The organism is Lelliottia sp. 489 (genome assembly GCF_050435885.1).
In the GTDB taxonomy this organism is placed as follows: domain Bacteria; phylum Pseudomonadota; class Gammaproteobacteria; order Enterobacterales; family Enterobacteriaceae; genus Enterobacter; species Enterobacter nimipressuralis.
This window is the reverse complement of record NZ_JBNDLC010000001.1, coordinates 547,894-560,962: the sequence shown is the minus strand read 5'-3', so window position 1 is coordinate 560,962 and position 13,069 is coordinate 547,894. Positions and strand designations below refer to the sequence as shown.

Genomic DNA, 13,069 nt, shown 5'->3' with positions numbered 1-13,069 from the left:
GTTGCGTTAGCGATACGAGAGCAGACAAATCGCCCCTTTTTGCACACATCCCAAACACATCCGTACGATGAAATACCCTCACTGCAGCGTCGCAGGCCATCTGTAATGTGAGGTTTTTATGTTTTTGATAATCGCTTTTCTGGGCGGGATGATAAGCCTGCTCAGTCCATGTACACTCCCGGTGATTCCTCTTCTGTTTGCCGGTTTTCAGGGGCAGCGAAGACATATTCTGGCTCTGTTGGCAGGGATGATCGTGATGTTTACCGTGGTGGCGATGGTTGTCACTGTTGCCAGCGAATGGATCACGGATGCCACGATAATAGGGCGCTGGCTGGCACTCATTATTCTGGGTACGGCCGCGATGGCCTTAATTTTCCCGTCATTCGCCCAGCGTATAGCCGGGCCTGCGGTCAACGCGGGCAATATCCTCAACACCCGCAGCGGACAAACGCGTGGAATGTTTTCCGCTTTCCTGGCCGGACTTGCCGTCGGTCTGCTCTGGTCTCCCTGTGCCGGACCGATCCTCGGGGCTATTTTCAGTATCAATATTGCGGGTCATTCGACCATCACCACCGGCGCGCTGTTGGCGGCGTATGGCAGCGGATGTGCGCTTATGCTGAGCCTGCTTATGGCCGGTGGTCGAAAATTGATGGCACCGCTGCGGGCCAAATCAGCGCTGATGGAGAGATTGCGCAAGGGGGCGGGTGTGGTGATGTTAGCGGCTGTTGCGTTCAACGCCACGGGGATGAACTCGGTGCTGAAAGGTGCAAATGGAGTGGCAGACCGTCTTGAAACGACGCTTCTGACCCTGGCTAAGCCCGCCACTGCCCCAGTAAAACTGCGGCCGGTGGTAATGACCGAACCCATGAGTCAGTTGCCTTCGTTAAGTGGAGGAACCGGGTGGATTAATGGTGACCCTGTCACGTCTGAATCATTGCGGGGTAAAGTAGTACTGATTGATTTCTGGACCTGGGACTGTATCAACTGCCAGCATACGCTCCCGCATGTCCGCGACTGGGCCACACGATATCAGTCCCAGGGTCTGGTGGTAATCGGCGTGCATACGCCTGAATATCCGTGGGAAAAACCGCTCTCGTCAGTGAAAAAGGCGGTGAAGAAATGGAAACTGCTGTATCGGGTCGTGACGGATGATAACTACCAGATCTGGAACGCCTTCGGAAATCAGTACTGGCCAGCACATTACTATTTCGATGCCAAAGGGCAGTTACGTTATACCTCTTTTGGCGAAGGTAACTATGAACAGCAGGAAAAAGTTATCCAGCAACTGCTTAAAGAGGCCCGGTCATAACGTTGCTCAGGGCTGGCGTTGAGCAATGACACGTCATCCAGAGGAATTCTGGCGAGCAATTCAGCGGCGGGGTCGAATACGTTCGGCTCCGCGTCGCAGGTGAAGGGAAGGGTTCCAGTCGGCCATCTTTGCATCTCCGTTGTGCATGCTTAACACCCGCAGACACCTGCACTGCGGCAGGTATCTGTCCTAAGGCATTTACAGAATACCTTTAAGGGCAACATGATAAAGCAGCATGATGGTTTTCCCGTCGACAATCCTGCCCGTTTCAATGCCGCGCAGTGCCTCTTCCAGCGTCATTTCCAGTACGTCGATATCCTCACCCTCCGCTTTGAGTCCACCGCCTTCACTGGTTTTGTCTTTCAGCTGGTATTCGGCGAGATAAAAATAGAGTTTTTCAGTGACGGAACCTGGGCTCATGTAAGCTTCAAAAATTTTCTCAACGCGGGAAACGCTATAGCCGGTCTCTTCCTCCGCTTCTGCTTTAATCCGGCTTTCCGGATCCATGTTATCGAGCAAGCCCGCAGCAGCTTCAATAAGGTCATCTTCGTGCCCGTTAATAAAGACAGGGAAGCGGAACTGGCGGGTCAGGATCACTGTCTTTTTATCCCGGTTATAAAGCAGGATGGTGGCTCCGTTTCCCCGGTCGTAAACTTCGCGATTTTGCCGCTGCCATTCACCATCGCGCCGCTGCAGATCAAAGGTATATTTTTTCAGGATGTACCAGTTATCTGACAGTGTCTCACTTTCTATGATGCGTACATCTGCACGTTTTGATTGCACGTTTGTTCCTCCTTACGTAGAGTAATTATCATAAACAGCATTGTCGTGCAGCTTCAAGATTAATCGTGCAATATCAGGAATTCCTTATGCTCACAACACAGCGAAAACAATTGATCCTTGAAAAGCTCGAGGCTGAAGGTCAGGTCCAGTCGAAAGCGCTCAGCATGCTCTTCGCGGTGTCTGAAGACACCATTCGGCGTGATTTACGCGAGCTGGCGGCAGAAGGGCGTTTACAGCGAGTTCACGGCGGAGCGCTGCCGTCATCCTCGGCCATTGCTCCGTTTGCTGAGCGTAAATCGGTAAAGATGGATGCCAAGAAAAATGTCGCCCGTAAAGGTGCGCAGCTGATTTCTGACGGCCAGGTGGTGATCATTGACGGGGGCACGACCACTTCAGAGCTGATAAGGTTTTTACCTCCTGATTTGAAGATAACCGTGGTCACGCACAGCCCAGGCATTGCGCTGGGACTTGTCGAACATCCCTCCATTGAGGTTATCCTGATCGGTGGTCGTCTGTATAAACACTCTATTGTTACGGTCGGCGCGGCTGCTATCGAAGGCATCGAAAAAATCCATGCGGACCTGTTCTTTATGGGAGTGACCGGCATCCATCCTGATGCGGGCCTGACGACCGGTGATTTTGAAGAGGCGAGCATCAAACGTGCATTTTCCGGCAGAGCCGCCGAAACGGTTGTGCTGGCTTCCCCCGAAAAAATCAATACCGCGTCATCTTTTGTGATTGGCGATCTTTCGCTGGTGAACACTATTGTCGTTGAAGACGATACCGATAGAGCCTGGATTAACGCGGTAAAAGAAAAGGGGATTTCCGTGGTGATGACCTCTGAACGGGAAGAGGCATAACCCACGCGAAAAGCCTTTATGGTCCGGCCTGTCGATACGCCGACAGGCCAGCAGGCAACATCAAACCTGTGGGATATCCTCAAGCGCAGTGTAAATCTTAAGCCCCAGCGTTTGCGCCACCTCTATGTCCATATCGGCACCTTTGGACGCGCCGGCAATCCTGTAGATAGCATCACATTTTGCAATGAGTCGGTGCGCGACGGGATACAACATGGCTTCACTGATTTCATCATCCATCGATTTCGAGCCAGCCATTTTTGCCAACGGTAAGGCCAGCCATTCGCCAATAACCGGAACGTGGCCACGTTGATAGACGGCTAACGCCGCGTTTTCAAGACGGGCAAGGTTTTCATCAATGCGCGCCTGCACGCCATCGGTGCCGCTACGATAGGGGCCGGCGATTAAAATCAACTGTTGTGTCATATCAACCTCAGTAAATAAGAGTGCATGAGTTTGCACGTTTGTGCGTTTTTTGTTTCGAGGTTTATATTAATCGGCAGCTTCGTGTGATTTCAAGTAATATTGTGCATTGGAGAGGTTTTAAGACAGTTGCAGAAGTGTAGAGCTGGTCTGGTAATGCGTTTGTTTTATTAAATCTCGCATTTAACATAATATACATTATGCGCACCAACCAAATAACTACTCAAATCTGCCACTCACATCAGGCTGATTATGTACAACCGGAGTTCATTCACTCCGGTCTTTTCCGCATCCCTCTGAAATCTGTTCTCAGATTTTTGCCTGATTCACTCGCGCCGACAGCGCCTGGTGATTCTCTTTTCTTTCGCTGTACCGGTCGGACAGATAACCTGCGTGTTTTTTAAGAATCAGCGTGATTTTATATAGCTCTTCTGTGACATCCACAATTCGATCGTACCAGGCTGACGGTTTCATCCGTCCTTCTTCATCGAACTCCTGCCACGCCTTCGGCACTGACGACTGATTTGGAATGGTGAACATTCGCATCCAGCGGCCAAGGATTCGCATCTGGTTGACGGTATTGAATGATTGCGAGCCTCCGCAAACCTGCATCACGGCCAGTGTTTTTCCCTGGGACGGCCGAACCGCGCCTTCACTCAGCGGTATCCAGTCAATCTGCGCTTTCATCACCGAACTCATTGCGCCATGCCTTTCGGGAGAACTCCAGACCATCCCGTCACACCATCTGACCAGTTCCCGCAGCTCGAGCACTTTCGGATGGGTTTCCGGTGCGTCGTCCGGCAATGGCAGACCCGATGGATTAAACATCTTCACGTCGGCGCCCATTTCGGTCAATAACCGCCCCGCTTCTTCTGCGGCAAATCGGCTGTAGGAACGCTCCCGAATAGATCCGTAGAGAATCAGAATGCGTGGCGGCGTTGTTGGGTCACTGCCTGAAATTTTGCTGGTGACCGTATCATCAAAGAATTGTGGTTCGATGGCGGGTAGATGTTTCATGAAATGGCTCCGTTCTTAAACGCTGTACTTTTAAAGTTATCATATATGGATTAACATATGTGTTGTCAAATCTTATCGAGGTGCAACATGCTACAGCCTGTTCAGCTTTTTAAATTACTCTCTGATGAAACCCGTTCAACGATCGTGATGTTGCTCAGGGAGTCCGGAGAGCTTTGCGTATGCGATATCTGTGCGGCAACGGCAGAGTCTCAGCCCAAAATTTCCCGCCATATGGCGTTATTACGTGAGGCCGGGCTGGTTTCCGATCGTCGTGAAGGGAAATGGGTGCACTATCGCCTTTCGCCACATATGCCCGCGTGGGCGGCGGCAATTATTAACTCAGCCTGGAACTGTGAGCGTGAAAACATTCGCAACACGCTCAACAACGCTTCACCTGCTGCATGCTGAAATGCGTTTACATATTCGTCTGAATAGATATGAATGGAGTGACTGATGTTATTGGCCGGTGCAATTTTTCTGCTTACCCTCGTTCTGGTTATCTGGCAACCACGGGGTCTGGGCATTGGCTGGAGCGCCATGCTGGGTGCAGGTCTGGCTTTACTGACGGGGGTCGTTCATCCCGAAGATATCCCGGTAGTCTGGCAAATCGTCTGGAACGCCACCGCCACGTTTATCGCCGTGATCATCATCAGTCTTCTTCTTGATGAGTCCGGGTTCTTTGAATGGGCCGCGCTGCATGTTGCCCGCTGGGGCAATGGCCGTGGCCGCCTGCTGTTCACCTGGATTATCCTGCTGGGTGCGATGGTGGCCGCGCTGTTCGCCAACGACGGTGCCGCGCTGATTTTGACCCCGATTGTAATCGCGATGCTCCTCGCGCTGGGTTTCAGCAAAGGCGCCACACTGGCCTTTGTCATGGCGGCCGGATTTATCGCCGATACGGCCAGCCTGCCGCTGATCGTGTCAAACCTGGTGAATATCGTATCGGCAGATTTCTTTAAACTGGGCTTTGCGGAATATGCCGCAGTGATGGTCCCGGTCAACCTCGCGGCGATTGCTACAACATTGGTCATGCTCCATGTGTTCTTTCGCAAAGAGATCCCTGCCGTTTATGACGTCTCTCTGTTGAAGCAACCGAAAATGGCCATCCGGGATGGCGCGACCTTTAAAATGGGCTGGCTGGTTCTGGTGCTGCTGTTAGTCGGATTCTTTGGTCTCGAGCCGCTCGGCGTGCCGGTGAGCCTGGTTGCTGCCGTCGGTGCGCTGCTTCTGTTTGCCGTCGCGAAAAAAGGGCATGCCATTAATACCGGCAACGTGCTGCGTGGCGCGCCCTGGCAGATTGTGATCTTTTCGCTGGGCATGTACCTCGTGGTTTACGGTTTACGCAATGCGGGTCTGACGCACGCCCTCTCTGCTCTGCTCAACCAACTGGCCGATCACGGTTTGTGGGCTGCGACACTCGGAACCGGATTCCTGACGGCGTTTCTCTCCTCCGTGATGAACAATATGCCAACCGTTCTGGTGGGTGCGCTGTCGATCGATGGCAGTACCGCGACCGGCGTCATCAAAGAGGCGATGATCTATGCCAACGTTATCGGTAGCGATCTGGGCCCTAAAATCACCCCGATTGGTAGCCTGGCGACACTGCTGTGGCTACACGTTCTGGCGCAGAAAAATATGACCATCACCTGGGGATATTACTTCCGGGTCGGGATCGTCATGACCATCCCGGTGCTATTTGTGACGCTGGTCGCGCTGGCGCTTCGCCTGTCTTTCACTGTGTAATGAGGTACTGATATGAGCAACATCACTATTTACCACAACCCAGCCTGCGGCACGTCGCGAAATACCCTTGAAATGATCCGCAACAGCGGGACGGAACCCAAGATTATCCTCTATCTGGATACCCCGCCCACGCGGGAAGAGCTGGTGAAACTGATTGCAGATATGGGGATCAGGGTTCGGGCGCTGTTACGCAAAAATGTCGAACCCTATGACCAATTAGGGTTGGCAGACGACTCTTTCAGCGATGACCAGTTGATTGATTTCATGTTACAGCACCCTATTCTCATCAACCGGCCCATTGTCGTTACCCCTCAGGGGACGCGTTTATGCAGGCCATCAGAGGTGGTGCTGGATATTTTGACGGAAGAGCAGCGCGGTGCGTTCACGAAAGAAGATGGTGAACCTGTTGTGGATGAACACGGAAAACAGATCAAGAAATAACGACTGTTCAAGGGAGCACTCAGTGCTTCTTTGATTTTTCAGGCCCGTACAGAATAACCTGAGCAACCTTCGCTTTTCACCGTCAGCCGTCTTATCAGGAAATACTCAATTTTTTGTGATAATCATTCTGACCTGTTGTTTACACTACACTTAACTCCCGGTTACTAAAAAAAAAGGAGTTCGCATGAAACTATGGCCTGTGATGACGGGTATCGCTGTGGCGCTCACGCTGGTTGCATGTAAATCACCGACCCCACCAAAGGGCGTGAAACCTGTCAGCGACTTTAACGCCAGCCGTTACCTCGGTAAATGGTATGAAATCGCGCGCCTGGAAAACCGCTTTGAAAAAGGGATGGAACAGGTTACAGCGACGTACGGTCTGCGTAGCGACGGGGGGATTACCGTACTCAACCGTGGATATGATCCGATTAAGAACAGGTGGAAAGAAAGTGAAGGGAAAGCGTACTTCACCGGAGCGCCCACCACTGCAGCGTTGAAGGTCTCGTTCTTTGGCCCGTTTTACGGCGGCTATAACGTGATTAAACTGGATAAGGATTACCAGCACGCACTGGTCAGCGGCCCGAATCGCGACTATTTATGGATACTTTCTCGCTCAACAACCCTTCCAGAGGCGGTCAAGCAGGACTTCCTCGCGACGGCGCGTGAGCTGGGCTTCCCGGTGGAACAGCTGGTCTGGGTCAAGCATTAAGGATTAGCTGATAGCGGGCGACAGAGAAAACAGCGCATAAAAAAAGCCCCTGCAATGATGCAGGGGAAACACATGTCAGAGCTTATCGTTATTTTTTAGTTAAACACCATTCCGCCGTCAATCAGCAAAGACTGACCGGTCATGTAGTTAGAATCAGGCCCTGCGAGGTAAGAGACGCAGGCGGCGACATCTTCCGGTTCGGACAAGCGGCCAAGCGTGATGCGTTTGGCGAAGGTTTCTGTGCCGTAGCCCGCCGGTTTGCCTGCGGCATCGGAAATCTGACGGTCAATCTCTTCCCACATCGGCGTTTTCACAATACCCGGGCAGTAGGCGTTAACGGTGATGCCGAGCGGAGCCAGATCTCGCGCGGCGGTCTGCGTTAAGCCGCGTACGGCGAATTTGCTGGAACTGTAGACCGCCAGTTCAGGATTTCCCGTATGGCCCGCCTGGGAGCAGGCGTTGATGATCTTACCGCCGTGCCCCTCTTTGCGAAAAGCGTCGATCGCGGCCTGAATCCCCCAGATCACCCCTTTCACGTTGATGTTATAAACCCTGTCGACAATCTCAGGCGTGATCGACTCGATAGGCGTAGACGGCGCAATCCCGGCGTTATTAACGATCACATCGAAGCCACCCAGCGCCGTCCGGGCTTTCTCTACCGCCGCAAACACCTGCTCGCGGTTCGATACATCTACCTTCACGGCAACGGCTTTGCCACCGTTACGGGTGATTTCATCGGCGACGGCTTTTGCCGTGTCGGCGTTGTAATCGGCAATAGCAACCGCAAAACCATCTTTTACCAGGCGAAGCGCAATCGCTTTACCAATTCCCTGACCGGAGCCTGTTACGAGAGCAACTTTATGCATGTCTTTGTCCTTAAGTAGTTCACAAAATCTGACTGAGATGGAGCTGGCCCATCAGCAGCGGGTTGTCGCTATAGTCGACGGGAATGGCCACCACGGCAGGGCCGTCGACCTCCATCGCCGCACGTAGCGTGGGTTCCAGCGCGTCGGCACTCTCCACGGCAAAGCCTTTCGCGCCAAAGGCATCGGCATAGGCTTTGAAATCCACCGGGCCGAAGGTTACGCCAGAAAGGCGCTGGTATTTTTTCTCTTCCTGGATAGCCACCATGTTGTAGCCGTTATCAACCCAGATGATGTGCAGAATGTTGGCTTTGAGGCGCACGGCGGTTTCCAGCTCCATGCTCGACTGCAGGAATCCCCCGTCACCGGACACCGAGACGACTTTGCGGCCAGGGTTGACCAGCCAGGCGCCAATCGCCCACGGCAGCGCAACGCCCATGGTCTGCTGACCGTTTGAAATCATCACCTGACGCGCGCGGAAGCTGTAGAGATAGCGGGCAATCCAGATGTGGAAACTGCCCATGTCGACGGTGAGCGTCACGTCGTTGTTAACGATGTCCTGCATGGCACGCACGATGCGCAGCGGATGCAGGGCAAACTGGTTAAGCGATGCGCCACGTCTGTCGAGCAAGTCACGCTGATGTCGGCGATCGAGGAGAACTTCAGTGGCGCGCGGGCTCAGCTCCAGCGTATGGCTGATCCGGCTGGCGAGCCGGTTTAGCGTACCGGCAATATCCCCGACCAGTTCGAGGTCCGGGACGTAGTTGCGCTCTTCATAGGCCGGAAGCACATCAATATGCACCAGGGTGGCGTCGCCGCTATTCCACATAGACGGCTCGTATTCCACCGGGCTGTATCCCACGCAAATAATCAGATCCGCCAGATGTAATAGCCTGTCGCCCGCCTGATTATTAAACAGGCCGACGCGTCCGGCGAAGCGGGTGAAGTGCTGTTGATTCACGGCTCCGGCGGCCTGATAGGTGCTGGTGACCGGAATACCGCTTTTCTCCAGCAGCGTATGCAGCGCCGCGCTGTTCGCGGGCTGGCTGGCCATCAGGCCGAGCAAAATGACCGGATTTTTGGCATTTTCGATGAGCTTCGCGACGTCATTAATCGCCGCGTCTGGGGCCGGGCCCATGAGTGCGGATGTGCTGGCGGGCAAAATAGCGCCAGTGGCCGGCAGATCGACAATATCTTGCGGCAGGCTTACAAACGCCCCGCCCGGTCTGCCCTGCTCAGCGGCGCGAAAGGCGTTGGATACCACCTCGGCAATGGCATCCGAAGAACTCACCTCCACGGCGTATTTGGTGACCGGGCTGAACATGCTGACGGTGTCCATGCTCTGATGGACCAGTTTGGCTTTATCTGCCCGCTTCACGGCCCCGCCCAGGGCAACAACGGGGTCGCCTTCGCTGTTGGCCGTGGCGATACCGGTGATCAGGTTCGAACAGCCCGGACCGGAGGTGACAAGTGCCACACCGGCTTTACCGGTCAATCGCCCTACCGCTGCCGCCATAAACGCCGCATTCGCCTCGTGACGCACGGGAATGATGTTGATGGAAGAATCCAGCAGTGAATCAAAGACTTTATCGATTTTTGCGCCGGGAATACCAAAAACCTGTTTCACGCCCTGCGCTTCCAGCTGGCCGACGATCATATCGGCACCATGCGCCCACTGACGAGCCTGTTTATCACTGTTCACGATGATTCTCCTGTTAGTTTTCGACGGAACGGATCGCTGCATCGAGGTCGCTCGGGTGGAGATTAGCCTGCAAAAATGCGCTGTCGGCAGGCAGGTCAATCATCAGCTTGTGAATTTCACCGAACGTGAGTACGCCCTGCTCGAGCTGGTAATCGAGCAGATGCCCGCCGCCCTGACGATCGTCAGTGATGAAATGTTCGTGATAACCCGCCACGTTAATGCCCTGCATATGCTGCGGGGTACGGAATCCGACCAGAACCCCCTTGCGCTGGTTAAAACGGAACACCGGCTGGTCGTCGAGCACGTCGGTCATCGCGCGATAAGGCGGCGTCTGACGAGGAACAGTACGGGTGTGTGCGTGGCGGAAGTTGCCGTCGATACGCAGGGCGCAAAACAGATTATCCGATGGAATTTGCTGGTCTATCACGTCATGGATCTGCTGACGGCTGACCGGTTCATCAAATGTTTTCTTATATTGCGGCTGGAACCAGGTCATCACGGCAAACGGCGTTTTTTGCTCCGGCTTTGCCGCGCGGGCGCTACCATCGGCGCGCAGCTGGTAGACCTGGCTGCTAAAGGCAATCATTTCGCCATCCAGTTCGTTGAACGTGCCGAGGCCAAAATCGCCGTGCGTGAGCAGGCTGGCGATGGTGGTCTCCCCTTCATACACGCCGCTCAACAGGGCGCTCATTAGCGATGTCTGATAGATCACGTTGTCAGGGTGTTGCGCCGAGAATCCTCTAAGGGTTTCGCACAAACTCGCCTCACAATCGCATGCAGATGAATGCGTCATCATGCGTTTCCTCTTCAACTTTATTTATAAAGGTTAAATAAATGTTGACCCGATTCAGCAGAGAGTTCCAATATAGAAAGCATGCGGGTTTGAGACGTTTTTGATATGGAACTTCGTTATCTACGGTATTTCGTCGCGGTTGCGCGCGAACGACACTTCACCAAAGCGGCTAAAGCACTGGGGATGTCACAGCCTCCCCTGAGCCAGCAGATCAAGCGGCTTGAGGAGGAAGTGGGCACCCCACTGTTCAGGCGCTTGACGCGGGGCGTGGAACTCACCGAGGCGGGAGAAGCGTTCTATGAGGACGCCTGCAAAATCCTCGCGATGAGCGATGCTGCGCTGGAGAAAGCCAGGGGCATTGCGCGTGGGCTTAGCGGGAATTTGTCAATTGGGATCACCAGTTCTGATGCGTTTCATCCGCAGATCTTTGCGCTAATTCATCAGTATCAGCTTCAGAACCCGGCGGTGACGGTTCACCAGGTCGAAGCCAATATGTCCTCGCTGATGACGATGCTGGCGGAGGGGGAACTGGATATCGCCTTTGTGCGTTTACCGTGCGAGAGCAGCAAGCAATTTGAGCTGAAATTACTCGATCGGGAACCGATGGTGGTGGCGTTACACCGTACGCATCCCCTTTCGGCGTGCGACGCGCTGGCGCTGGACCAGCTGCGGGATACGCCAATGATTTTATTCCCGCAGGAGGTTGCGCCAGCCCTTTTCGAGCGCGTTTACGGCTGCTGCGAGCGGGCCGGAATTGATATGCACCATACGCTGCAATCCTCCCAGCTTTCGTCATCCCTGAGCATGGTCGCCGCAGGGGGCGGGTTCGCCCTGGTGCCACAGTCGATGGCAGCCATTTCGCCGACCGATGTGACCTATCATGCCCTGACCACACCGGAACTCTTTACGGATATCGCCCTCTGCTGGCGTCGTTTCGAACGCTCGCGGACGGTGAAACGTTTGTTAGCGATGATGAAAGTGGATTGAGTTCCGGTCTTCTGTTCAGCGGCTTTGCTCTAACGCTATCGCTTCACGCACCTTGACCAGTGCGGTGCGTAGATGATCAATCGACACCGACCCCAGCGCGATGCGGATGGCCTGAGGGATGGTCTGCGCCGTACAGAACGGCTCTGCCGTTGAAACGGAGATATGGTTGTCCATCAGATCTTTTACCACCCGGTCGGCGCGCGCCTCTTCAGCCAGGGGAAGCCAGGCGAAATAGGAATTTGGATGAGTAATGCACGCAAGCTCGCCTAAAGACTCCCTGAGTACCGCCTGCCGTTCGCGCGCATCGCGTCTTTTCAGCGTTTCAAAACGCGACACCGTACCGTCCTGAATCCAGTTACACACCAAAGTTGTCATGATGGATGGCGTATTCCAGCTGGTCGCCCGAACCGCGCGTTCCAGGGACTGACGGTACGATTCAGGGCAGATCACCGCGCCCACCCGTAGCCCGGTCGCCACGTTCTTTGAAAATCCGGTGACGTAAACCGTGCGTTCCGGTGCATAAACCGCGACCGGCGGCGGTGGCCTGCCAATCAAATAGGCATACGCCGTATCTTCAATAATGATGAGATCGTGGGCGCGGGCGATCCCGGCCAGCACTTTTCGCTGCTCGCGATTCATCACCCAGCCCAAAGGGTTGTGCAACGTGGGCATGGTGTACACCGCCCGAACAGGGCGTTTTTGGCAAATCTGCTGTAACGCGTTCAGGTCGGGGCCGTCAGCCCGCGACGGGACAGGGATCAGCTCCAGATGATATAACGTGGCCAGCGCTTTAAAACCGGAATAGGTCAGCGCGTCCACGGCCACCACATCGCCGGGGCGCAGCAGCCCCATCACCGTGACGGTCAATCCGTGCTGGGCGCCATTGACGATGACGACATTGTCCGGCGCAGGGCGAAATCCCTGACAGGAGAAATGCCCGGCAATAATCTCGCGATCGGTCAGCCTCCCGGCATGGGGCTGATAACGTAAGTGCGATTCGATATCACCGGCGTTCGACACCTGGCGTAACGCCTCGCGCAGCAGCTCTCCCTGCCCCGCTAACGCGGGATAGTTAAAGTTCAAATCCAGCACATCAGATGCCACGGCCTGTTGATCGACCCCGTGGCCGTAAGGTACAGAAATCTCGCGAACAAACGTCCCTCGCCCGGTTTCGCCGCTCACCAGCCCCATCGCCTCCAGCTCCGTATAGACGCGGGTCGCCGTCGCCAGGGAGATTTTTTCACGCTGTGACAGGTGGCGGTGGGTCGGCAGCCGGGTGCCAGGCGTGAGCGTCCCCGCCCGAATCAACGCTGCGAAGGTATCCACTATCGCTTTATACCGGGCTTTCATCGAATGTATCCATGACAATTTTTTGATTGTATCGGATTCATGAGACTACCATCGGCTTCACAGATGCTCAAGCCTGCGGGCGTGATGAAAAT

At 54.4% G+C, this 13,069-nt stretch carries 14 protein-coding genes and 1 pseudogene; 7 read left to right on the top strand and 8 right to left on the bottom strand.

Going from position 1 to position 13,069, the window contains the following annotated elements; all coding sequences use genetic code 11:
- Window positions 1-118 precede the first annotated feature (118 nt).
- Complete coding sequence (locus ABIE11_RS02850) at window positions 119-1,309, top strand: cytochrome c biogenesis protein/redoxin (RefSeq protein WP_429183939.1); 1,191 nt, start codon at window positions 119-121, stop codon at window positions 1,307-1,309.
- Between the two features lie 26 nt (window positions 1,310-1,335).
- Here the strand turns inward: ABIE11_RS02850 and ABIE11_RS02845 are convergent.
- Both ABIE11_RS02845 and ABIE11_RS02840 read right to left on the bottom strand, forming a co-directional pair.
- A pseudogene (locus ABIE11_RS02845) lies at window positions 1,336-1,435 on the bottom strand (trans-aconitate 2-methyltransferase); the annotation flags it as partial.
- Between the two features lie 72 nt (window positions 1,436-1,507).
- A complete protein-coding gene (locus ABIE11_RS02840; RefSeq protein ID WP_100780147.1) occupies window positions 1,508-2,092 on the bottom strand; it encodes an NUDIX domain-containing protein in 585 nt (194 codons plus the stop codon).
- 86 nt (window positions 2,093-2,178) lie between these two features.
- On the opposite strand from ABIE11_RS02840, the gene ABIE11_RS02835 reads away from it, so the two are divergent.
- Window positions 2,179-2,952 carry a DeoR/GlpR family DNA-binding transcription regulator gene (locus tag ABIE11_RS02835; protein WP_429183938.1) on the top strand — a complete coding sequence of 258 codons (774 nt, stop codon included), beginning with the start codon at window positions 2,179-2,181 and terminating at the stop codon, window positions 2,950-2,952.
- A gap of 60 nt (window positions 2,953-3,012) precedes the next feature.
- On the opposite strand, the gene ABIE11_RS02830 is transcribed toward ABIE11_RS02835, so the two are convergent.
- Entirely contained in the window at window positions 3,013-3,375 is a 363-nt protein-coding gene (locus ABIE11_RS02830; protein WP_129035296.1) for a DUF4406 domain-containing protein, read from the bottom strand.
- A gap of 306 nt (window positions 3,376-3,681) precedes the next feature.
- Window positions 3,682-4,389 carry an arsenical resistance protein ArsH gene (arsH, locus tag ABIE11_RS02825; protein WP_429183937.1) on the bottom strand — a complete coding sequence of 236 codons (708 nt, stop codon included), beginning with the start codon at window positions 4,387-4,389 and terminating at the stop codon, window positions 3,682-3,684.
- Between the two features lie 87 nt (window positions 4,390-4,476).
- Between arsH and ABIE11_RS02820 the strand changes: the two genes are divergently transcribed.
- From ABIE11_RS02820 to ABIE11_RS02805, 4 genes are all read left to right on the top strand, one after another.
- Window positions 4,477-4,797 carry a metalloregulator ArsR/SmtB family transcription factor gene (locus tag ABIE11_RS02820; RefSeq protein WP_429183936.1) on the top strand — a complete coding sequence of 107 codons (321 nt, stop codon included), beginning with the start codon at window positions 4,477-4,479 and terminating at the stop codon, window positions 4,795-4,797.
- Window positions 4,798-4,842: 45 nt separating this feature from the next.
- Window positions 4,843-6,132 carry an arsenic transporter gene (locus ABIE11_RS02815; protein ID WP_429183935.1) on the top strand — a complete coding sequence of 430 codons (1,290 nt, stop codon included), beginning with the start codon at window positions 4,843-4,845 and terminating at the stop codon, window positions 6,130-6,132.
- A 12-nt stretch (window positions 6,133-6,144) separates the two neighbouring features.
- Window positions 6,145-6,573, top strand: a complete 429-nt coding sequence (gene arsC, locus ABIE11_RS02810) for a glutaredoxin-dependent arsenate reductase (RefSeq protein WP_429183934.1) — start codon at window positions 6,145-6,147, stop codon at window positions 6,571-6,573.
- Window positions 6,574-6,757: 184 nt separating this feature from the next.
- Window positions 6,758-7,282, top strand: a complete 525-nt coding sequence (locus ABIE11_RS02805; RefSeq protein WP_107703563.1) for a lipocalin family protein — start codon at window positions 6,758-6,760, stop codon at window positions 7,280-7,282.
- Window positions 7,283-7,377: 95 nt separating this feature from the next.
- Here ABIE11_RS02805 and ABIE11_RS02800 read toward each other — a convergent pair whose 3' ends face one another.
- From ABIE11_RS02800 to budA, 3 genes are read right to left on the bottom strand one after another with little or no spacing between them, the layout of a single operon-like run.
- Entirely contained in the window at window positions 7,378-8,148 is a 771-nt protein-coding gene (locus tag ABIE11_RS02800) for a (S)-acetoin forming diacetyl reductase (RefSeq protein ID WP_231275597.1), read from the bottom strand.
- Between the two features lie 19 nt (window positions 8,149-8,167).
- The gene (gene alsS, locus ABIE11_RS02795) at window positions 8,168-9,889 is read right to left on the bottom strand and encodes an acetolactate synthase AlsS (RefSeq protein WP_429183933.1); all 1,722 of its coding nucleotides are present in this window, start codon (window positions 9,887-9,889) and stop codon (window positions 8,168-8,170) included.
- Complete coding sequence (gene budA, locus ABIE11_RS02790; protein ID WP_429184263.1) at window positions 9,861-10,640, bottom strand: acetolactate decarboxylase; 780 nt, start codon at window positions 10,638-10,640, stop codon at window positions 9,861-9,863. The genes alsS and budA overlap by 29 nt, the downstream gene beginning before the upstream one ends.
- Window positions 10,641-10,745: 105 nt before the next feature.
- Here budA and ABIE11_RS02785 point away from each other — a divergent pair, with 105 nt between their 5' ends.
- On the top strand, window positions 10,746-11,627 hold the full coding sequence (locus ABIE11_RS02785) for a LysR substrate-binding domain-containing protein (protein WP_429183931.1): 882 nt from the start codon (window positions 10,746-10,748) through the stop codon (window positions 11,625-11,627).
- 15 nt (window positions 11,628-11,642) lie between these two features.
- On the opposite strand, the gene ABIE11_RS02780 is transcribed toward ABIE11_RS02785, so the two are convergent.
- A complete protein-coding gene (locus ABIE11_RS02780; protein ID WP_429183929.1) occupies window positions 11,643-12,977 on the bottom strand; it encodes a PLP-dependent aminotransferase family protein in 1,335 nt (444 codons plus the stop codon).
- Window positions 12,978-13,069 lie beyond the last annotated feature (92 nt).

Bases quoted from the DNA above. Each gene is read 5' to 3' on its own strand.
- ABIE11_RS02850 (WP_429183939.1), top strand. From the start codon at position 119: ATGTTTTTGATAATCGCTTTTCTGGGCGGGATGATAAGCCTGCTCAGT.
- ABIE11_RS02835 (WP_429183938.1), top strand. From the start codon at position 2,179: ATGCTCACAACACAGCGAAAACAATTGATCCTTGAAAAGCTCGAGGCT.
- ABIE11_RS02830 (WP_129035296.1), bottom strand. From the start codon at position 3,375: ATGACACAACAGTTGATTTTAATCGCCGGCCCCTATCGTAGCGGCACC.
- arsH (WP_429183937.1), bottom strand. From the start codon at position 4,389: ATGAAACATCTACCCGCCATCGAACCACAATTCTTTGATGATACGGTC.
- ABIE11_RS02820 (WP_429183936.1), top strand. From the start codon at position 4,477: ATGCTACAGCCTGTTCAGCTTTTTAAATTACTCTCTGATGAAACCCGT.
- ABIE11_RS02815 (WP_429183935.1), top strand. From the start codon at position 4,843: ATGTTATTGGCCGGTGCAATTTTTCTGCTTACCCTCGTTCTGGTTATC.
- arsC (WP_429183934.1), top strand. From the start codon at position 6,145: ATGAGCAACATCACTATTTACCACAACCCAGCCTGCGGCACGTCGCGA.
- ABIE11_RS02805 (WP_107703563.1), top strand. From the start codon at position 6,758: ATGAAACTATGGCCTGTGATGACGGGTATCGCTGTGGCGCTCACGCTG.
- ABIE11_RS02800 (WP_231275597.1), bottom strand. From the start codon at position 8,148: ATGCATAAAGTTGCTCTCGTAACAGGCTCCGGTCAGGGAATTGGTAAA.
- alsS (WP_429183933.1), bottom strand. From the start codon at position 9,889: ATGCAGCGATCCGTTCCGTCGAAAACTAACAGGAGAATCATCGTGAAC.
- budA (WP_429184263.1), bottom strand. From the start codon at position 10,640: ATGACGCATTCATCTGCATGCGATTGTGAGGCGAGTTTGTGCGAAACC.
- ABIE11_RS02785 (WP_429183931.1), top strand. From the start codon at position 10,746: ATGGAACTTCGTTATCTACGGTATTTCGTCGCGGTTGCGCGCGAACGA.
- ABIE11_RS02780 (WP_429183929.1), bottom strand. From the start codon at position 12,977: ATGAAAGCCCGGTATAAAGCGATAGTGGATACCTTCGCAGCGTTGATT.